The organism is Deltaproteobacteria bacterium, assembly GCA_026712905.1.
GTDB lineage: Bacteria > Desulfobacterota > Binatia > UBA9968 > JAJDTQ01 > JAJDTQ01.
The window spans coordinates 1-19,796 of the sequence record JAPOPM010000277.1 but is presented as its reverse complement, the minus strand read 5'-3'; the positions used below and the strand labels follow the sequence as shown (position 1 = coordinate 19,796).

Here is a 19,796-nt window from a genome sequence, read left to right as displayed (position 1 = left end):
TTCGAGTTCATCGAGGTGTTCTACAATCGGCAACGTCGCCACTCGACCCTCGGCTACCAGACACCAGCAGGCTTTGAGCGGATGGCACGGGCAGCTTACTTAACCAACCTGTCCACCAAACCCGGGCAAGTCCATACCTGGATATCCAGCTTCTGGGCGGCATCGGTATGTAGATAGATCTATGTGGATTTCATGCTGGGATGACCCAACCAGATCGAGACCTTGCGGGGAGCTGCTGTGGACAGCAGGGTGTGCATCGCGCAAATATGGCGTCTATCTCTGGAGCGCTTGACTCGGAGCTTGCACACGAATCGTTTTTCGCATATATTTCTTGCAGTTTACTAAGTGCAAGATAACAAGGGGGGCCCGATGACAGATCAGATCATCGGTACACGGCTCAAGGCGTTGAGACAGAAGCGCGCGCTCTCTCAGGACGAGATGGCGCGCTTGTTCGGATTCAAGGATCGGCAAACTGTGTCGGCAATAGAGACTGGCGTACGCCGTGTGACTGCAGCGGAACTGTTGCTCGCCGTGGAGCGGCTGCGTGTGCCGCTCGATTATTTTACGGATCCCTTTCGGCTGGAAGGGGAGGCGCTGTTCTCCTGGCGACAGAGGGGAGTCACACGGTCGGAACTCGGCGAGTATGAGCGGACGGCTGGCCGCTGGATTGGTGCGTACCGCGTTCTGGCTGCGCAGGTCGGTCGACGGGCGCCGTTGATGCGACAGACCCTTGGGCTGACCAAGCTGTCGAGGTTCGAGGAAGCGCTGGATGCTGGCGAACGGTTTGTTGCCGAGTTCAAACTCGGTGTTGTGCCGGCGCAACGTCTTGCGACGGTGATGCAAGACAATTTCGAGATACTCGTACTTATGGTGGACGCTTACCGAGGTATTTCCGGAGCGGCGTGCCGCCTGCCTGAGTTCGACGCGGTGCTGGTCGCACGAGGGGAAGTGGCAGGGCGCCGCAACTTCGACCTTGCGCATGAGCTGTTTCACATCCTCACCTGGGAAGCGATGCCGCCCGAGCACACGGAAGAAGCCAGCGATTTCGGCGGCAATCGGGTGGAACAACTGGCCAACAACTTCGCGGCCGCCGTGTTGATGCCGAAGGCGGCGCTTGACTCCTTTGGCGATTGGGGGCGTTTGGAAATGGGTGACTTGATCGCTCGACTGAACGCTACGGCAGATGAGTTGGGCGTGACCTCGTCGGCCCTCAGATGGCGTTTGGTCGCCCTCCGGGAGCTGACCAAGGCGCAGGCGCGAGCAATTCCGGACGCCGCCTTGCGGAACAATGGCCGCGAGGACTCCTCGGAGCCTCCGCCTTTGTTCTCGCGGCCGTTCGTGGAGGTGTTGGCGAAGGCCATTGACCAGGGTCATGTTTCGGTTCGGCGTGCGGCGGCGCTGGTCGGGCTCGCGATCGAGGATCTGGAGAAGCTGTTTGCGGCTCATGGCGTCGATCAGGCGATTGGTCTGTGAGCAGAAGGGTCGACCATGAGACGGCGCTTCTCGTGGACACGAACACGATCATCGAGTCGCATCGGACGGGCTCCTGGCAGGCGCTGGCCGGTGGCTATCGGGTGGAAACCGTTGAACTTTGCGTGACGGAGACGCAGACGGGCTTCCAGCGGCGACGGCCGGAGCAGTCCATTGTCGCCAGCGAGTTACGGGTTTCGCTGTCGGCCGTGCATCCTGTTGGCGACGGCGAACGCGTCAAACTGTTGGTTCAGATACAGGGCATCGCGTTGGACGAGGGTGAGGAGGCGCTCTGGGCGCACGCGCTGGGGCGGGATGACGGATGGTTTCTGTGTGGTCCCGACAAAGCTAGTCTGCGCTGCGGAGTGAGTCTCGGGTTCCGGGAAAGGCTCGTGTCTCTCGAAGAGTTGCTCGCCGAGGTCGGCCATCGACCGAGGATTCCCCTCAAACCTCACTACACGAAGAAGTGGCTGGAGGGGAAGCTCGCGGAGTTTGTCTTGAATGAGTGGGCGGGGCAGCGTTGATAGCGCGAGGGCGCGTGGGGAAGTGTCAAAATGGACTGGAATCGCCAGCGAGGGTTAGCGTGGCGAGTGGAGCGTTTGCGGTTCTGTGGCGTCGAGCGGATGGAGTCCAGGCATGCTGAAAGGAGGAATTCGTGGGTGATCTGCTGAATGCGTTGCGTAAATTCGATGCGCTGAGGGATGGCGAGGCGGGAGGAGATCTCGTCGATCAGCGTTCCTTGGAGTCGATTGCACCGACTTACGCTAAGGACTCTGTGATCGAAGGTCTAGGGGAGGAACTCAGGGCGGGTTTGAAGGAGAGAGGGATAGCGCGTCTATACCAACACCAATCGGACGCGATAGTGCACGCGCTCGAGGGCGCGCATGTCGTACTTCAAGCCCCGACCGCCAGCGGCAAGACGCTCGCGTTTCAGATCCCCATGCTTGAATCGTTGCGTCAGCCGGGTGCGCATGCCCTCATGCTCTATCCCACGAAGGCGCTTGCACTGGACCAGCGCGAACAGCTTAGCCGGCTGACGAGTGTGATGCCGGGAGGCGAGATCGACTCCTGGTGGTACGACGGAGACACGGATGCCGAGCACAGAACGTTGTTGCGGAAGAACCCGCCACGGATCCTCATCACGAATCCAGACATGCTGCACAACAGCTTCCTAGGCCACGCGGAGCAGTGGTCCAAGTTCCTTGCGGGATTGAAATGGGTGATTGTCGACGAGATGCACGAGTATCGCGGATATTTCGGTTCGAACGTCGCCATGATCCTCAGGCGCTTCTCCTACCACTTGGCTTCCCTCGGGGTTCGACCTCAATTCTTCATGAGTTCGGCGACCTGCGCCAACGCAAGGGAGCATGCGGAAAATCTGACGGGCCTGAAGTTCGTGGAGGTGAACGCAAGTGGCGGAATGCGACCCCAGCGGGAGTTTGTGTTTGTAAGGCCCAACATACCCGCCTTCCAGTACTGGGATATCCTGCAGGTACGGACTGTAATGGCGGGCCTGGCGTGTCTGGCAGAGGGCAAGTCGGTGCTGGCCTTCTGTCCGACCCGGAAGTTCGCGGAGGCCTGCTATCCCATCGCGATGCGCGAGCTCCAAAAGCACACCGACGCGGGCGAACCGCTGGTGGACCCCTCCGCGGTGCGGGTGTTCCGAGCCGGTTTGGCAGTCGAGGAGCGGCACGCGGTGCAGGAGGGACTGAAGCGCGGTGAAGTGAAGCTCGTCTTCACGACCAACGCACTGGAGATGGGAATCGACATCGGTGGCCTCGACGGAATCATTATGGCTGGCTTTCCAGACAGCATGATGTCAGCTTGGCAGCGTATCGGTCGAGCAGGTCGCACGTGGGACGCGGAAGCATTCGTGCTGTACTTCGCGCGCAACAACCCGCTTGATCAATTTTACGCCGCCAATTTGAAGGGGTTCCTTACGAAGCCGCTCGACAATCTGGTTGTCAACGCGGAGAACGAGGATCTTGTCGAGAAGCACCTCGGCTCGCTGCTGTTTGAAACGCCCGTCTTGACCGACGATGCCCCCATTCTTGGGTCGGCGATGAAGCGCGAGGCACGAGCCAAGGTCGACTCGGGCGTAACCGCGGTCAAGTCCGGCAGGTGGAGGCCACACCCGAGCTTAAACATCAGGGGAGGCGGCGCCGGCATGTTCGTCCTCAAGGAGGGCAACCGGGAGATCGGTACGCTTTCCGCGCACCAGCAGTTCCGCGAAGCATACCAGCGAGCTATCTACATGCATGGAGGGCGTAGTTACCGCGTGAAGGAGGTGGCGTTGAAGGGCGGCGGCGGCGAGATTGTGCTAGAGTCAGCCGACCCTTGGCTACGGACGCACGCGTCGACATTCACGTTTGTGTCGGAACAGGACATTTTCGCCGGACGGCGATGGGTTGGGGAGGGAACGGAGGTGAATGCGTTCTACGGCAAGGTGCTGATCACCGAATCGCTCAACTCGGTGCAGGAACTGAACGAACGAACAGGAGATGTTCTGGATCAGTGGACGCCGCAGAGCAATTCCGCGCAGTTCAAGAACGCGCATGCATTCTGGGTGCAAGAGCAACGACCAACAGACGTGTCAGCAGCCGCCATCAACGCATTCCAGCAGTTGCTTCGGGTGGGTGCGTTGTTTTCGGTGCCGCTCGACGCACACGATATATTCTCCCACGCGGTTCCGAAGGAACAGAAGGCCTACGTCGTGGAGAGCTATCCAGGTGGCATAGGCATTGCCAAGAAGGTCCTTGAGAGTTGGCGGGAGGTTCTGGGAGTAGGCGTGAAGATAGCGTTGGCCTGTGCATGCGGAGCTGGATGCCCGAACTGTATCGTTCCTCCCCGGTCAACCGACGACATGGACAAAGTGGGCGCCGTGGAATTTGCGGAGGCGCTGTTGCGCGCGACGCGCGACGAGGCGAGCGGCGTGTTCCGTGGCGGCCTTTGGATGCCGGTCGCAACGGTGTAGCGGGGGTTGGAAGTTCGTGCTGGATATCCTTGCTGTGAGCGGGTACGCCGGTTCTTTGGATTGTGGCACACGGCTGGGTCTACGACAAACGAGGGTATAAAGATGGAGAAATCGTCCAGGTGTGTCTCTGGAGCATGAAGGCGTGGTGAGGCGAAGAGGCGTCGGAATCTTGCGACAGAGCCGCGCTGGGACGCGCACAAACTGGAATGAATCCGCTTACAGTATGCTTACGCCAAGGATCGAGCCGTTTAGCAATCCATAGTTCACGATCCCTATAAACAACAAATATATCAAATAGTTATGAGTGACTCCCGAGGTCGATACATGGTCGGCGTGGACGTCGGCGGCACCAGTGCATCCATCGTAAGGGAGTAGACGGATGAAGATGATCCGCATCCTGATCTCGACAGTTCTCGCTATTATGCTTGAACCGGCGGCCTGATCGGAAACTTGGATGCATCTCACGGTAGCTCCGGAACTCACGCCAAGCAAAGCTTGCGCGAAGTACTCTGACGACAGGGCCGACTACGACTATGACCGCGGCAAGCTGCTCGATCACGTCCGCCGCACGACCGATGGAGGGCTATACTCGCCCTATACAATACAGGCCGGACGTTCCCGGAAGAGCGCAACGTCCAGGTCGACACCTCGTAGCTTGCAAACAGGCACACTACTCGGCCCTATGCCTCAAGGAGAACACTGATAGAAGGAAAGAGTTCGCGTCGGACTCTGTTAACCGCACGGTCGCCGGAAGGGGTCTCAACCAAGCCAAACGTCACTGCGATGCGTCGACTGAACCGCCCCGGGTTTACCGGAGACTCTATTCTTTGAGAGGATGGAGTGATGAACAAGTCGACAAGGTACTCCCCGGAGGTTCGGGAGAGAGCGGTACGAATGGTGTTCGAGCATCAGGCGGGACACGGTTCGCAGTGGGCGGCGATGGTTTCGGTGGCGTCGAAGCTTGGCTGGCGGAGACGTTGCGCAAGTGGGTGCGCCGTGCGGAGGGCGAAGTGGGTCTTCGGCCGGGGCTCAAGAGCGAAGCGGGTGAGCGGCTCAAGGCGCTGGAGTGGGAGAACCGAGAGCTTCGTCGGGCGAACGAGATATTGCGCAAGGCGGCGGCTTTTTTCGCCCAGGCGGAGCTCGACCGCCGCGGGATGTAAGGGTGTCGTTCATCGACGCACACCGCGAGTTGTACGGGGTCGAGCCGATCTGCGCAGAGTTGCCGATCGCCCCTTCGACGTACTACGGGTCCAAGGCCCGAGAGGCCGGTGGTACTCCCCCGCCGGCCCGAGGGCGACGTGACGCGGTGCTGCGGGCGGAGATCAAGCGGGTGTGGAAGGAGAACTTCGGGGTGTACGGGGTGCGCATGGTGTGGCGTGAGCTCAACCGGGAGGGCCTCACGGTAGCCCGATGCACGGTGGCGCGGTTGATGGGAGTGCTGGGACTTGGTGGCGTGGTCCGGGGTCGGAGGTCGAAGACGACGATGGGAGCGAACGAGCTCACACGGCCTGCGGACCGAGTGAACCGGGTGTTCGAGGCCAGCCGGCCGAATGCGTTGTGGGTGGCGGACTTGCCCTATGTGGCGACGTGGCGTGGCTTTGTCTACGTCGCCTTTGTCATCGATGCCTATGCGCGGCGTATCGTAGGCTGGCGGGTCTCGAACTCCTTGCATACTGAGCTTGCCCTGGACGCCCTCGAGCACGTGCTCTATGACCGCGCGGTGGGCAATGAGGGAGCTCTGGTGCATCATAGCGATAGGGGCCAATACCTGTCGATTCGCTACACGGAACGTCTGGCTGAGGCCGGGATCGAGCCCTCGATGGGCAGCGTCGGGGATTCCTACGACAATGCCCTGGCCGAGTCCATCATCGGCTTGTACAAGACCGAGGTGATTCGTCAGCGCGGTCCTTGGCGCCACCTCGAAGCGGTCGAGTTCGCCACCCTCGAATGGGTCGACTGGTTCAACCACCGCCGACTCCTGGAGGGGATCGGCTATGTACCGCCGGCAGAACTCGAAGAGACGTACTATCAGCAGTGCCAAGAGTCGGCCATGGTGGCTTGACTCAAACAAATCCGTCTCCGGTAAACCCGGGGCGGTTCAGACATGGATGCCACGTGTCAATCGCTGCTGGTTCGCCGGACCACGAAGCATACCCGTTCGTTGCCGACGCGGACTGTAATGGCAAGTTGTGCTAGCAAGCGAGCCGGTGCCATGGTTTGACGATGCCGGTGCCGGGCCCCGCACTGCCCCCGTCCTATGGGACACCGACCTCCAGGCTGGTGCTAGCGTGCGGTCGTCGTGGGGCTTGGCGGGTTCGGACGCTGCGCCAGTACAAGGAAGGGAGCTTCCCCCGATCGCTATGCTTTCCGGTGCTTGGGTAGTCGAGACCATAAGAAATTCATGAGGAGCTCCGAATGCCAAGCCTGATCCCCTATCGCGAATTCGCACCCCAATACTCGACCGTGAAGTACAGCCCGAAGGACGCATTGTCATTCTGCCTCGCAAGCCGCCTCGCCTACGAGAAGCTCAAGAACGGGCGCATCGACAAGAAGAAAATTAACCAAGAGGCACTTCACTGGGGATTTGAGGAGATTGAGGCCTTCGAAGTCGTACGCGGTGGAGACATCGACACGCAGGGATTCCTTGCGGTCGGCAAACAACGGATGCTGGCTGCTTTTCGCGGTACCGAGTCGCTTCCCGACTGGCTGACGAACCTCCAGACGGTAAGGAATCCGGGTCCGTGGGAGAACACCAAGGTGCACGAGGGATTTCAAGACGCTTTCCACGCAGCTGCCTTGAGAATCGGGGAGATTATCGGTCGAACCCGGAGTCAACATGAGGTATGGCTGACCGGTCACAGCTTGGGCGGTGCACTCGCAGTCCTACTGGCTGCCACGCTGCTTGAAAACGGCCTGGCGGTGACAGGGCTGTACACGTTCGGGGCCCCGCGTGTCGGTGACTTGGATTTTGCAACACGTCTAGACAAGGAGCTTGAGGACGGGGCTCACTGGCGGGTAGTAAACGAAGGCGATGTCGTTCCGCATTTGCCGCCAGAATGGGGTTTCTCTCACGCAGGCCACCGGAAGCTCCTTTTAAGGTCGGGGAAAGTGAGCGCCTCGCAGAGCTCGTGGCAGCGGTTCAAGAAGGACATCTGGGGGTGGATTGGCACGGCTATTGGTAAGTTGAGTATCGCCGATCCCCATCGTCTTGACTCCAAGACGGGATACCTTCAACGTTTGGCTGCGCGTGTCTGATGGGTGATGCTCATAACGGCCGGTTCGTCGGTCCATGATGGTTGCCAGGTACAGGAAGCCGCGCCGTACCGGGGTGTGGGTGAGATATGTGGCCCAGACGTGATTGGGCCGCCCGAGAGGGAGTCCTTTGAGCAGGTAGCGGTACACGCACCCGGTGACGCAGAACATCGATCAACCGATCGTGCTCCTCACGGGTGTTGAGAACCGTGAGGCGCCGATGGCGAGAGTGCCCGGGAAACTTGATCAGAACTTCGCGGCGGTGCTTGACCTCCCCAATGTGCTATGGCCGAGAGTTCTGCGGTCGCTCCGACCGTCACCCCTACGAGCTGTTCCTCCAGCTCAAGGACATCGAGCACCGCACTAACCAAGTCCGCAGACCCTAGTCCAACGGCTTCGTCGAGCGCCTGCACAGGACCCTGCTGGACGAACACTTCTGCGTCTTGGGTCGCACCAAGTGTTACGAAAGCATCCAGGACATGCAGAGCGACCTCTGCGCCTATCTGGTTACCTACAAACACGAAGCGACCCCATCACGGCCGCGGCGTGAACGGCAGGACGTCTACTGACGTCTTCGGGCCGCTGCCTACCGAAACCAAGAAGTCAAAAGAGGACAAAATGGAAAGAGCCGCCAGACAGCGGCCCGCTCCCGGTCTGGCGTATTCCTATTGGACAGATAGGGTATTCACCTGAAGTTTATTTTGCGCGTCTTCAGAGCCTGGAGGAGACCTGTACGTCTGGCGTCTTCCTGGTAAGCCCGGCCGAAGCGGGCAATGGCCCTCTTGAACGACTCTTGCACAACCTTCTTGTCTCCGCCGGCCCTGGTATAACCGGCGGTGTTCCTTGCATGCTGTTCTCGTTCGGCACCGTCTTTTTTCCCAGATTGTTTATTCGTCAAGCCAGCGGTATCGAGCACAAAATTCGGTCCGACACGTAACAGGCGCGATCGACCCGCCGCCTCCCACTTGCTACGTTTTGGGGGGTCGTAGGTGACGCTGATACGCTCCGGCTCCTTATCGGTCGAAATGTCATAGGACCCGGAACCGTTAGTAGTATCTGAACCGAGTATGTTGCCACTTCGCGCGTCTTTGATTTGTACCGTAACGCCCTTTATTTTTGTTCCGGTGCGGAACTCCACTGCGGTTCCGGAAAAGGTGGTACCGCAGATGGCATTCGCTGCTTGGCCTGCAGTTAGGAGCGTCACAATTGCCGTTGCATACAGAGCGTTCATCTTGAATACCTCACTTTCTCTGGTGCTAAGCGTATATCATAAACGTCCAGTTTGGTCCAGAACGCGTCAGCCGGCAGATTCCTTTGGCCGGTTTCGTTCGATGGCACCCCACAGACGCGTATGAGCATCGTTGCCGGATGCGGGCCGATCGACATGTTGGTGCGCTTCAAGCGGTCGGTCAAATCGAGGTATCCCTCGAATGCATGGTTGCCCGGGATGTCCGGGTTTGTTAATGGGCTGTGAACTTTCGGCTCCCAACGACCAGCACTCCTCAATAGATAGCTGAATGCGATCTTTTCGGTTCGACCTATCGGCACACTTAGTTCAAACAACGCAACCTGCGACGCGCTATTCGCGGTTTCGATTTTGCAGAAACGACGGTGCTCCTCGATCTCCGATTCCGAAAAATGTTGATTGAAAACACGTCGGGCTAAACCTTTAAACTTTTGTGAAATTCTCGCGATTCTTGCGGCCACACAGCGATCAGTATGTAGTCTACATGCGACTTCCTCCGACAGGGCGTGCGGGCCCCCGTTGATCCATGAATAGAAGACCAATGAACCCCCAACGGCGACAGCGACTGCGCAACAGGCTGCTCGGCAGCCGACATGGTTGATCTTTAAGGCCAGTCCACCCGCGCCGAGAGTTCCGATAATGATCAACAAGAAGGTTAGGGCCGTTGATTCGTCGGAAAACTCGGCCACGACGGCATACAAACCGCCGATGGCTGCAAGAAACTCGACCATAGTGGTGACGGTGTTCACAAACGTGGTCCGAAGAACTGGGGTGAAGCTCGCCCGGCATTGGGGGGATGGCCGCTGGTTGCGTCCGAGTCGAACTGAATTGCGCGGCGACGACGCGGAACTCATGTGCGACGTGCCGACCGAGTCGGGCAACGTCCCACGGGCCCCCAATGCGCCGATCTGGGTAAGACGGGGGTTAGTGTATCGCTCGTCCGCGGAAACGTCAACAACCGTGTGGACCCGATGAGGTATGAGAGGTTCTGTGAAGGCACTGCAACGGGTAGTCCGGCGGGTTAGGTCGATATCAGGGCGGAGCGGAAGCTGCGGCGGGTGACTGGACAACGATTGAGAGGCTGTAGCGGGCCTACCGGATGCTGCAACGGACGCGACCGCGAGAGTTGGAGTAAACCGCCCGGGGTTTACCGGAGACTCTATTCATTGAGAGGATGGGGTCATGAACAAGTCAACGCCGCTCTGCTGGAGATCAAGCGCCGATGTCGATGCGCTCACCCAGGGTGAGGTGGTCCCGGTTTGTAGGACAGGATGGCGGCGGAGTTAAGGTGTATTCCAGACGTTCGATCATGCCGCCAGAGTCCTGTTTGCTAAGTCGGCGACGGGGGCGGTAGGGGCTCTTCCATATCGGCTGCAATGCTCTCCGCTACCCTCGCAGCCGACGTCTTCACCGACTCTCGCGCAAGGTGGGCGTAGCGGGCCGTGGTCTGTACCTTCCGGTGGCCAAGGAGCTTTCCGATCATCGTCAGGCTCTCCCCAAGCGCCAGCGCCCTCGAAGCGAAGGAGTGGCGCAGGTCATGGATCCGCACGCCTTCGAGCCCGGCCCGGGCCCGAACCACAAGCCACCGGCTGTTCAGGCTGCTCAAGCGCCTCCCGGGCCGGGGTCCGGCAATCACCCACGGGTTGTCCGGCACCCGGGGCAGGGTGGCCAGCACCTTCCGCGCCGCCGGCGACAGCGCCACCGACCGTGCCCCGGTCTTGGCGTCCCGCAGCCTCAACTCCCCCGCATCAAGGTCCACATCGTCCCACCGGAGCGTCAGGATCTCGTTGCGCCTGCATCCGGTCAGCATCAACAGACGGAACGCCGCGACAGCACTCGGCGAAACTTTGCCCTCGGATTCCAGCTCGCTCAGCACGCTTCCCAGTCGGCGGAACTCCTGTTCCGACAGAAACCGCTCGCAGCTCCGGTCCTTGTACTTCTTCACAAACCGGCACGGGTTTCCTCCCTCCGGCGCCACGCCCCATGCCTCCGCCATGTGGAAGAGCCGGGAGAGCGTCTCCACCACACGGTTCGCCATGGAGGGCGTCTTGTGGAGCCGGTAGTGCAGAGCCGCCACCTGATCGCGACCGATCCCTGCCAGCGGCACGGAGCCGAACGCCGGCAGCAGCACCTTGTCGAGGGCATAGCGGTACCCGTTGGCTGTCGCCGGCTTGCAGCGCACGGCCACATGCTCCCTCATGTAGCGCTCCGCCACCTCCGCCAGCGTGGGTCCCGCGGCCGATGGCGATACGACGCCGTTTCGGCCCGGCTCCTCCCCGGCCTTGATGCTTGCGATCACCACCGCTGCCTTGCGCCGCGCCTGCTCCGCCGACACGAGCCCGTGCCGCCCGATGGTAACCCGCCTCGACTTCCCCCCAGCCCGTGTCTGCACCAGGTAGACCTTTGATCCCGATGGATAGACCCTCACCCCAAAGCCCGAAAGCTCCCGATCCCAGAACACCGCCTCCCGTTCTTCTGTAGGGAGTCCTTCGACCGTACGCTTGGAGATCGTTCCGCTGTTCAACCTCGCCATTGCCCGTTTTCCTTTCACAGCCCTACTCCGGCAGAATGTCCGCTCCGATGCTCTCCGCCACCGTGGCTGTCGATGCTCGCACCGAGTCCCGTGTCAGATGAGCGTAGCGGGCCGTGGTCTGCACCTTCCGGTGTCCCAACAGCTCCCCGATCATTGACAGGCTCTCCCCGAGCGCCAGTGCCCTCGAAGCGAAGGAGTGCCGCAGGTCATGAAGGCGCACGCCGTCGAGACCGGCCCGCTCGCGCACGCGGTTCCAGGAGTCGTTGATGTTGTGCTGGCGGTCGCCCTTCTTCCTCCCCGGAAACACCCGTGATTTGCCCGGAACCCGTGAGAGGCTCGCCAGCACCCTCGCCGCCGTCGGCGGCAGCGGCACGACCCGCGCTCCGGTCTTGCTGTCCGCCAACCGCATCTCTCCGGCCTGGAAGTCCAGATCCTCCCACCGGAGTCCTAGAACCTCGTTCCGCCGGCACCCGGTCAGCACCAGCAACCGGATCGCCGCGGCCGCATGGGTTGACGCCAACCGCTCGGCTGGAGCCGCGTCCAACGCCCGACCGAGCCGGTAGAGTTCCTCGGCGGTCAGGAATCGCTCGTGGTGCTTCTCCACCTTGTAGCGGCGCACGAACCGGCAGGGATTCCTGCCTGACGGCCGCCATCCCCACGCATCGGCCAGTTTGAACATCTTGACAAGGATTTCCACGGCCCGGTTCGCCACCGTGGGCATGTCCCTCAGCCCGTACTGAAACGCCATGATGTGCTTGCGCTCGACCTCTGAAACCAGAAGCTTTCCCAGCGCCGGCACGATGTGCTTGCGGAGCATGAGACCGTAGTGGGACACGGTCAAGGGCTTGCAGTGCATGGCCACGTACTCGCGCTGGTAGCGTTCGGCCAAGTCAGCAACCGTCGGGGCGGCGGAAGGTTCCGCCAAGGGTGCAGACTCGCCGGCCTTGATGCGGGCGATGATCCGGGTGGCTTCCTTGCGGGCCTGGTCGGCGAAAAGCTCGCCGTGGCGGCCCACGGTGACGCGCTTGGAGCGGCCGAAGACGCGGGTCTGCACGACGTAGACCTTCGCGCCCGAAGGGTAGACCCGGATGCCGAATCCGGGAAGGTCACGGTCCCAGAAAACGGTGTCCTTGTCATCGACCGAGAGACGGTCGATAATGCGTTTCGAGAGGCTAAGGTACTCGGGTTTGGACACCAACGTCCTGGTCGCCGCCTTCACAACCCGCGGGTTCTGTTACGATATCCTGCAAGTCGTTCTTGCCCAACACCGGCTTCTCGTCGGCAAGACGGTTCTCGAAGAACTCGAACGGATTCTTGTCGACAAGCTCGGCGTACCCATGGAGGACGTGAGTCACGTGGTCGGTTTCGTGCGCGAGCATGCGGAAGTCGTCGTGCCCATCGAACCCGCGTCATGGCCCTCGACGGACCCTGCCGATCGTTGGATAGCCGCCGCCGCGCTCAGGGGAGCCGCGGATTTGCTGGTGACTGGAGACAAGGACTTCCTTGAGGCTGAAACGGTGCCCGGCCTGCGGATTGTGAGCCCGAGGGGGTTGTGGGAGTGGCTGCGAACAGAGAATGCCGATTGTTGAATGGATGATAAGTTCAAGTTGAACCGGGAGGACCGCACAGCCGTGCCTGGGAAGTTTGATGACGATATGGATGCCGCCTCCGACGCGGTACACGCACGAAGGGGCGAGCCCGCGGACTACGTCTACGTCCGCGAGCCCGCGGCCCTTGCGCGGTTGATGCGCCGCCTCCGCGCGGCGAAGTCGGTGGCGCTGGATACCGAGGCCGACAGCCTGCACAACTACGCGGAGAAGGTCTGCCTGATCCAGTTGACCGTCGGGGAAGCGCACTTCGTCGTCGACCCTCTGTCCGAGTTGGACCTGGCTGCTTTCGTCGAAGTCCTGGCGGACAAGCGGCTGATCCTGCACGGCGCCGACTACGACCTGCGGCTGCTGCGCGCCTGGATGGGCTTCAGGCCTCGCGGCGAGGTCTTCGACACGATGGTCGCCGCGCAACTGCTGGGCATTGAACAGATCGGGCTGGCCTCCCTTGTCGAGCAACTCCTGGACGTCGCGCTCGTCAAGGATTTGCAGAAATCGGACTGGTCGCGCCGGCCCCTCAGCGAAACGCAGTTGCGCTACGCGGTCAACGACACGCGCTACCTGGAAGCCCTCGCCGAGCGGTTGCACGGGGAGTTGCTCCAGTGGGAGCGGGTGGCGTGGCATCGGGAGAGTTGCCGCGCGATGGTGGAGGCCACCGGCCAGGACCGGGCTCGCGATCCGGAGGACATTTGGCGCATCAAGGGCGCGGGGCGCCTGTCACGCCGCCAACTGGCCTACCTGCGGGAGATTTGGCGTTGGCGCGACACGCTGGCGCGGCGCGTCAACCGGCCGATCTTCAAGGTGCTTCAGAATCAGAAGATACTGGAGTTGGTGGAATGGGCCGACACCCATCCGGGCGTGGCGCCGGACCAGGGTCCAAGGCTGCCGCGCGACATCGTCGGCTCGCGCCGGCGGGCGCTCGGGCATGCGCTCGACCGGGCCGCGGCCATGGCCGAGAGTGAGTGGCCGGAACTCCGGCGCGCCGCTCGCCCCGACGTTTTGCCTTTCAACGATAAGGAACTCGACGCGTTGCGCGCCGATTGCGCCCGAATCGCCACCGAACTGGGGATCGCTCCGTGGACCCTGGCACCCAAGGCCGCCCTCGAAAACATCGCCCGCACCCGCCCGCGGTCCGAGGAGGAGACCATGGCGTGCTCGGGTTTGTTGCGCTGGCAGACCGAACTCGTGCAGGGAGCCGTGCACGGCGCGCTGCACACCGCTGAACGGAAGACCGCGGCCAAGTCCCGCAGAAGGCCCAGGCGCTGAAACCGTGCACGCGGTCGGGTAGTGTGTTAGGTTGTGGCGCAATCATTCGACCTTCCACGACCACAGGAGCCCGATCATGGCAAGCGAAGCGCAACGGATACACGACGGCCTGAAACACCCGGTAATCGACGGCGACGGACACTGGATCGAGCCGATCCCGGTCTTCCTGGAATACCTGAGCGAGGCGGGCGGCCCCGGCGCCGTCGACCAGATCAAGGACCTCTGGCGCCGCAACCAGTCCTGGTACCGGTCGACCCCGCAGGAGCGCCAGCACCACCGCATGCGCCGCACTATCTGGTGGGGCGTCACCGCGGACACCCTCGACAAGGCCACGGGCCTCTTGCCGGGCCTGCTGAACGAGCGGCTGCCGGAACTGGGCATCGACTTCGCGATGATCTATCCCAGCTTCGGGCTGAGCGTGAACGGCATTCCGGACGACGATCTGCACCGCGCCGGCGTGCGTGCCTACAACATGATGACGGCCGACATGTTCGGGCCGTATCCCGAGCGGTTCTGCCCCGTGGCCATCATCCCGGCGCACAACCCGGACGAAGCCCTGGAAGAGCTGGAGTACGCGGTGGTGCAGCGCGGCTACCGCGCCATCATGCTGCGCGGCAACCAGGAGCGGAAGATTCCGGGCGCGGCCGAGGGCATCGATCCGCGCAAGGCCGCCTGGTACTGCGACAACATCGCCCTGGACAGCCCCTATGACTACGAGCCCGTGTGGCGCCGCTGCGTCGAGCTGGGCGTCGCCGTGACCCAACACTCGGGCAGCGGCCGCTGGCACGATCGCGCCTCCATCAGCAACTTCACCTTCAACCACGTGGGCCACTTCGCCGAGTCGAACCACGCCTTCGCCCGCGGCGTCTTCCTCGGCGGCCTGGTGAACCGTTACCCGAGCCTCAACTTCGGCTTCATGGAAGGCGGTATAAGCTGGGCCTGCCAGATGTGCTTCGACATGATCGAGCATTGGGAGAAGCGCCGGCGCGCCGGGTTGCAGTACCCGAGCGACACCAACGTGGAGGAATTGAAGGGGTTCATCGAGCGCTACGGCGACGAGCGGCTCAAGGCCAACGCCGATGCCCTCATGGACAACCTCGACGCGTTCCGGCCCAACTGCAGCGTCGAGGATCTATCCAAGCCCGAGTACGTGGTGGACGACTTCGAGGCCGCGGGCATCAACTCCGAGGAGGATGTCGAAGCGGTGTTCGCCACGAACTTCTTCTTCGGCTGCGAGGCCGACGACCGCGCCACCATGTGGGCGTTCGACCCGCGCATGGGCGTGCGCCTCCAGCCGATCTTCAGCTCGGACTTCACCCACTTCGACGTGCCCGACTTCAAGGAAGTGATTCCCGAGGCCCACGAGATGGTGGAGAAGGGCCACGTGAACGAGCAGGATTTCCGCGAGTTCACCTTCACCAACGCCGCGCGCCTGCACACGCGGAACAACCCCGACTTCTTCAAGGGCACGGCCGTCGAGAAGGCCGTGGCGGAGGAGCTGAAGCTTTACTGAACGAGCGGTTTCATAGTAGGTTGCTCCTCGAAAGACCACTCAACGAGGAGAGCCTGCCCATGAGTTTTGTCGCCACGGCCGTCGCCACGCACTTCAAGTTCAGTGTGACCGGCGAGACGGTGTTCTTCTTTCGCGTATGGCCCTTTCCTTCTTCCCGGGCCGGCTATGTCGTTACGTCGGACGAAGATGTCCGGACACTCGAATCCCGACTCGAAACGTACTATCGCTGGGTCGTATGGGCGCCTGCGTTGGGCGCCCCGCTCATCGCGGGGCTGCTTGTCCGAGGCGGGATTGTCGAGGACGACCTGGCGGAAGGGGTCGTGTTGGCGGTCGTTACGGCGTTGGTAGCGGGGGCGGTCGCGGGCTTGCTGTTCATGAAATTCGGAGTCGACCCGATCGTGCGCAAATACCAGACGGCTCATCCTATGATGGAGTACGTCGATACGGAGGAAGCACCGACGGGCTGGCGCCGCCTCGGCGGCGCCGCGGCTGTTCTCGGCGTGTTGGCATACGGCCTCTGGCTCTTGTCAACGGGGGACAAGATCAGCGGGTTCGTCATGCTCGCGGTTGCCGTCACCCTGTTCGTACGGGTCATGCGCGAGCAGCAGGCGAGGTCACGAAGGGGAGGCATGGGCCATCACCGCATGGACTCATGAACCAGTCCATGCCCGCCGCCTGCTCCGCGTACCCCGTCCGCTTCCGCCAACGGCCCGGCGCCCGCTACGCCTCCAACCCCAAGCTGTAGAACCGGTTGCAGTTGTCGAAGAAGACCTTCCGCTTCTGATCCTCGGAGATGTCGGTGCGCTCGCGCACCTCCTTGGTGGCGTTGGGCCAGATGGTGTCCCAGTGCGGGTAGTCGGCGGCGAACAGCCACATGTCGTCGCCGTAGCGGTCCATGCAGTAGGGCAGCATGGGGTCGTCGGGATCGAAGCTGACGTACACGCGGCCGCTCTTCACGTAGTCGCTGGGCTTGCCCTTGAGCAACGGCGCTTCCTCGCTGCGGCGCTCGTAGTGCTCGTCGATGCGGTCCAGCCAGTAGGGGAGCCAGCCGCATCCCGCCTCGAAGAAGCCCACCTTGAGCTTGGGATAGCGCTCCAGCACGCCGCAGGTGGTGATGCCCAGGAAGGCCTGCATGATCTCGAAGGCGAAGCTCACGGTATGGGCCTGGAGGAAGGACTCCCAGCGCTCCTGCCCCTCGGCGCCCCAGGAGTTGCCGTGGAAGCAGACCGGGACACCCAGGCGCTCGGCCTCGGCGTAGATGGGCCAGAACTCCTCGGCGCCCAGGTTCTTCTTGTGGCCGTGGGTGTGGAGCATCACGCCCGGGTGGTGCCACTTGGTTATGGCGCGGTTCAACTCCTCGACCGCCGCGGGCACGTCCTTCAGCGACACGGTGGCGACGCCCTTCATGCGCGGGTTCTGCTGCTGGACCTCCCCGATGTAGTCGTTCCATGCCCGCGCCAGCGCCTTCTGGAGGTCGGTCTGGGGCACGAGGCTCAGGCTTAGCGCCATGGTCGGGTACGTGACGCTGAGTTTGATGCCCTCCACGTCCATGTCCTCGACGTATCCGCTCGTACCGATGGTCTGCTTGCCCATGCGTCCGAGAAAGCGGTCCCAGGTGTCGCTGGGGAAGTACCCCTGGCGGATGCGTTGGTACACCTCGGGTACGCGGGAACGGTAGTCGTCGACGGTCTCGCGGATGTGCGAGTCGGCATCCAGAATGGGATAGTCTGCCATGTGCGTTACCTCCACGAACGGGCGTTGGTAGCCCCGTCAATACGGCAAGACGCTGCCGCGTGTCAATCCGGGGAACAGCTTGAGCGATGCGCGGTTCCTGGCCGCCGGGGCGGCCGGGGAACGGCGTAACCGGTCACCCGGCGTCGCCGTAGACCCCGTCGGTCTTGGCCGCCATGATGAAGTCGTTCCGGTGCAGGTTGCGGATCTTGTGGGTCCACCAGGTCACGCGCACGCGGCCCCATTCGGTGACGATCCTCGGGTGATGTCCTTCCTCCTCGGCGATGTCGCCCACCGTCGCCGTGAACGCCAGCGCCTGGGCGAAGTTCCTGAACTTGAAGAGCCGGTCCAGCTTGGGAATGCCGTCCTCCTCGATCATGGCCCAGTCGGGCATCTGCGGCGTGAGTTCCTGAATTTCCTGCTGCGTCACCACCGGGGCGTCCGCCCGGCACGCGACGCATTTCTCTTCGGTCAATTGGTTCATGGATTTCCTCCGGAAGTGGTACTGGGCTCGGACGTGTCACAAACGCCGGTCCCGCGCAAGCTCTTGAAGCGTCATTCCCGCGGAACAGGCTGTGTCAAACACGTGAGGCAGAGACCCCTCGAATAGTCATTCCCGCGGAAGCGGGAATCCAGGGGTGGGGAGGCAAACAGCGTCGTTTCCCGGCCCCACCACCCCTGGATTCCCGCTTCCGCGGGAATGACTATTCGGGGGCTTGGTGCCATTTCCTGTTCGAGCCGAGTTTTGACACAGCCGGTTCCGCGGGAATGACGGAATGGGATCCCGGTGCCACGGGACTCCAAGTGGAGTGTTGACACAGCCTGGGAAGCGGGAAACCGAGGCGGGGAGGGGTTGCGGGGGTTCGCGCCGTTTCCGTAGCGAGAAAGTATCCGGTAAGCAGAGTATCCCGTAAGTATATGGGGATCGGGGTGATGGCGTTACACGTGCGCTCCGCGACGGGAGGTTCCATGTCCGACGCTCGTTTCCGCGTGGTGGTGCTGGACGACTACGAGAAGTTCTCGACGACGGTTCCGGCCTTTCAGGAGGCTTCAGCCGTGGCCGATGTGAGAGTGGTGGAGCGCAAGCTCACCACGGACGAGGAGTGGGCGGCGGAGGTGGGCGACGCGCACGCGGTGGTGCTGATGCGCGAGCGCTCGCCGTTCCGGGAGCGTGAGTTCGCGCTGGCGCCGTCGCTGCGCTTCATCTCGCAGATCGGCCGCGGCATCCCGCACCTGGACGTGGCGGAGGCCACGCGCCGGGGCATTCCGGTGTCGTGCACGCCCAACGACTCGGGCGCGTCCACGGTGGAGCTGACCTTCGCGCTGCTGTTGGCACTGGCGCGGCAGATTCCTTCGGTGAGCCAGGGAATGCGCGAGGGCGGATGGCCGCCGTTGGTGGGGTTGCTGCTGGAGGGGCGGACCATGGGCGTCATCGGGTTGGGGCGCATCGGCGGCAAGGTGGCGCGCATCGCGCGCGCCTTCAGCATGGAGGTGCTGGCCACGGGCAAGACCCTGACCGACGAGCGCGCCGCGGAGGCGGGGGCGCGGCGAGTGTCCCTGGATACGCTGCTGGAAGAGTCGGACGTCGTGTCCGTGAACTGCCGGCTGAACGCCGAGACCCGCGGCCTCATCGGCCGCCGCGCGCTGGAGCGCATGAAGCCCGGCGCCCTCCTCATCAACACCGCGCGCGGGCCGATCATCTCGGAGGAAGCGCTGGTCGAATCGCTGGAGCGGGGGCATCCCGGTGGAGTGGGTCTGGACGTCTACGACGAGGAGCCGCTGCCCTCGGACCATCCCTTGCGGCGCTTCGACAACGTGATCCTGGCTTCCCACCGCGGCTACGCGGTGGACCGGATCCTGTACCAGCGCTACCAGGCGGCGTTCAGCAACGTCGTCGCGTTCACCGAGGGGAAGCCCGTGAATGTGATCAATCCGGAGGCGTAGGACCCCCCCACCACCCCGGAACGTCATTCCCGCGAAAGCTTGCCCTCGACCCCGATCGGGGGCGGGAATCCAGGCGGGGTGGGGGCGGGGAGTACGCTCGTAAGACCCCTCTCCACCCATGGATTCCCGCTTTCGCGGGAGTATCTGTGATGGAAAACAAGGGCTAAGCGGGCTCAGGGCGGAGGGTGGGTAACCACGGGGTACTGCGGCGCGCGATGGCATGGAGTAGCAATAAGAGCTTGCGCATCACGGCCACGAGG

Annotated in this window: 15 protein-coding genes, 2 pseudogenes and 1 other annotated feature; of the genes and pseudogenes, 11 read left to right on the top strand and 6 right to left on the bottom strand. The window is 62.4% G+C overall.

Going from position 1 to position 19,796, the window contains the following annotated elements:
• Positions 1–369: 369 nt before the first annotated feature.
• The 6 genes and pseudogenes from OXF11_22285 (at position 370) to OXF11_22260 (ending at position 8,389) form a co-directional block, all read left to right on the top strand.
• Positions 370–1,473 carry an XRE family transcriptional regulator gene (locus tag OXF11_22285; protein MCY4489814.1) on the top strand — a complete coding sequence of 368 codons (1,104 nt, stop codon included), beginning with the start codon at positions 370–372 and terminating at the stop codon, positions 1,471–1,473.
• The gene (locus OXF11_22280; protein MCY4489813.1) at positions 1,470–1,994 is read left to right on the top strand and encodes a hypothetical protein; all 525 of its coding nucleotides are present in this window, start codon (positions 1,470–1,472) and stop codon (positions 1,992–1,994) included. Before OXF11_22285 ends, OXF11_22280 begins: the two co-directional genes overlap by 4 nt.
• A gap of 131 nt (positions 1,995–2,125) precedes the next feature.
• On the top strand, positions 2,126–4,444 hold the full coding sequence (locus tag OXF11_22275) for a DEAD/DEAH box helicase (protein ID MCY4489812.1): 2,319 nt from the start codon (positions 2,126–2,128) through the stop codon (positions 4,442–4,444).
• A gap of 843 nt (positions 4,445–5,287) precedes the next feature.
• Positions 5,288–6,506: pseudogene (locus tag OXF11_22270) on the top strand (IS3 family transposase).
• Positions 5,562–5,678: a sequence feature (AL1L pseudoknot), on the top strand. (Overlaps the previous pseudogene by 117 nt.)
• A 353-nt stretch (positions 6,507–6,859) precedes the next feature.
• On the top strand, positions 6,860–7,699 hold the full coding sequence (locus OXF11_22265; GenBank protein ID MCY4489811.1) for a lipase family protein: 840 nt from the start codon (positions 6,860–6,862) through the stop codon (positions 7,697–7,699).
• A 284-nt stretch (positions 7,700–7,983) separates the two neighbouring features.
• A pseudogene (locus OXF11_22260) lies at positions 7,984–8,389 on the top strand (integrase core domain-containing protein).
• Here OXF11_22260 and OXF11_22255 read toward each other — a convergent pair.
• The 4 genes from OXF11_22255 to OXF11_22240 form a co-directional block, all read right to left on the bottom strand.
• On the bottom strand, positions 8,382–8,927 hold the full coding sequence (locus OXF11_22255; GenBank protein ID MCY4489810.1) for a hypothetical protein: 546 nt from the start codon (positions 8,925–8,927) through the stop codon (positions 8,382–8,384). The pseudogene OXF11_22260 and the gene OXF11_22255 sit on opposite strands and share 8 nt — an antisense overlap.
• A complete protein-coding gene (locus OXF11_22250) occupies positions 8,924–9,691 on the bottom strand; it encodes a hypothetical protein (GenBank protein MCY4489809.1) in 768 nt (255 codons plus the stop codon). Before OXF11_22250 ends, OXF11_22255 begins: the two co-directional genes overlap by 4 nt.
• A 581-nt stretch (positions 9,692–10,272) precedes the next feature.
• Entirely contained in the window at positions 10,273–11,475 is a 1,203-nt protein-coding gene (locus tag OXF11_22245) for a tyrosine-type recombinase/integrase (GenBank protein ID MCY4489808.1), read from the bottom strand.
• 22 nt (positions 11,476–11,497) lie between these two features.
• Positions 11,498–12,670, bottom strand: a complete 1,173-nt coding sequence (locus OXF11_22240) for a tyrosine-type recombinase/integrase (GenBank protein ID MCY4489807.1) — start codon at positions 12,668–12,670, stop codon at positions 11,498–11,500.
• On the opposite strand from OXF11_22240, the gene OXF11_22235 reads away from it, so the two are divergent.
• From OXF11_22235 to OXF11_22220, 4 genes are all read left to right on the top strand, one after another.
• A complete protein-coding gene (locus OXF11_22235) occupies positions 12,663–13,064 on the top strand; it encodes a putative toxin-antitoxin system toxin component, PIN family (protein ID MCY4489806.1) in 402 nt (133 codons plus the stop codon). The two genes, OXF11_22240 and OXF11_22235, sit on opposite strands and share 8 nt — an antisense overlap.
• Positions 13,065–14,348 (top strand): hypothetical protein, encoded by a 1,284-nt coding sequence (locus OXF11_22230; protein ID MCY4489805.1) that lies wholly within the window; start codon positions 13,065–13,067, stop codon positions 14,346–14,348.
• Between the two features lie 76 nt (positions 14,349–14,424).
• Positions 14,425–15,861, top strand: a complete 1,437-nt coding sequence (locus OXF11_22225) for an amidohydrolase family protein (protein ID MCY4489804.1) — start codon at positions 14,425–14,427, stop codon at positions 15,859–15,861.
• 59 nt (positions 15,862–15,920) lie between these two features.
• Complete coding sequence (locus tag OXF11_22220) at positions 15,921–16,517, top strand: hypothetical protein (protein MCY4489803.1); 597 nt, start codon at positions 15,921–15,923, stop codon at positions 16,515–16,517.
• Positions 16,518–16,581: 64 nt separating this feature from the next.
• Here the strand turns inward: OXF11_22220 and OXF11_22215 are convergent, their stop codons facing one another.
• On the bottom strand, positions 16,582–17,595 hold the full coding sequence (locus tag OXF11_22215; GenBank protein ID MCY4489802.1) for an amidohydrolase family protein: 1,014 nt from the start codon (positions 17,593–17,595) through the stop codon (positions 16,582–16,584).
• A gap of 133 nt (positions 17,596–17,728) precedes the next feature.
• Positions 17,729–18,076, bottom strand: coding sequence for a 4a-hydroxytetrahydrobiopterin dehydratase (locus OXF11_22210; protein ID MCY4489801.1), 348 nt, complete (start codon positions 18,074–18,076; stop codon positions 17,729–17,731).
• A gap of 485 nt (positions 18,077–18,561) precedes the next feature.
• Here OXF11_22210 and OXF11_22205 point away from each other — a divergent pair, with 485 nt between their 5' ends.
• Positions 18,562–19,536 (top strand): D-2-hydroxyacid dehydrogenase family protein, encoded by a 975-nt coding sequence (locus OXF11_22205; protein MCY4489800.1) that lies wholly within the window; start codon positions 18,562–18,564, stop codon positions 19,534–19,536.
• Positions 19,537–19,796: the final 260 nt, after the last annotated feature.

Bases quoted from the DNA above. Each gene is read 5' to 3' on its own strand.
- OXF11_22285 (MCY4489814.1), top strand. From the start codon at position 370: ATGACAGATCAGATCATCGGTACACGGCTCAAGGCGTTGAGACAGAAG.
- OXF11_22265 (MCY4489811.1), top strand. From the start codon at position 6,860: ATGCCAAGCCTGATCCCCTATCGCGAATTCGCACCCCAATACTCGACC.
- OXF11_22255 (MCY4489810.1), bottom strand. From the start codon at position 8,927: ATGAACGCTCTGTATGCAACGGCAATTGTGACGCTCCTAACTGCAGGC.
- OXF11_22245 (MCY4489808.1), bottom strand. From the start codon at position 11,475: ATGGCGAGGTTGAACAGCGGAACGATCTCCAAGCGTACGGTCGAAGGA.
- OXF11_22230 (MCY4489805.1), top strand. From the start codon at position 13,065: ATGGATGATAAGTTCAAGTTGAACCGGGAGGACCGCACAGCCGTGCCT.
- OXF11_22225 (MCY4489804.1), top strand. From the start codon at position 14,425: ATGGCAAGCGAAGCGCAACGGATACACGACGGCCTGAAACACCCGGTA.
- OXF11_22220 (MCY4489803.1), top strand. From the start codon at position 15,921: ATGAGTTTTGTCGCCACGGCCGTCGCCACGCACTTCAAGTTCAGTGTG.
- OXF11_22215 (MCY4489802.1), bottom strand. From the start codon at position 17,595: ATGGCAGACTATCCCATTCTGGATGCCGACTCGCACATCCGCGAGACC.
- OXF11_22210 (MCY4489801.1), bottom strand. From the start codon at position 18,076: ATGAACCAATTGACCGAAGAGAAATGCGTCGCGTGCCGGGCGGACGCC.
- OXF11_22205 (MCY4489800.1), top strand. From the start codon at position 18,562: ATGTCCGACGCTCGTTTCCGCGTGGTGGTGCTGGACGACTACGAGAAG.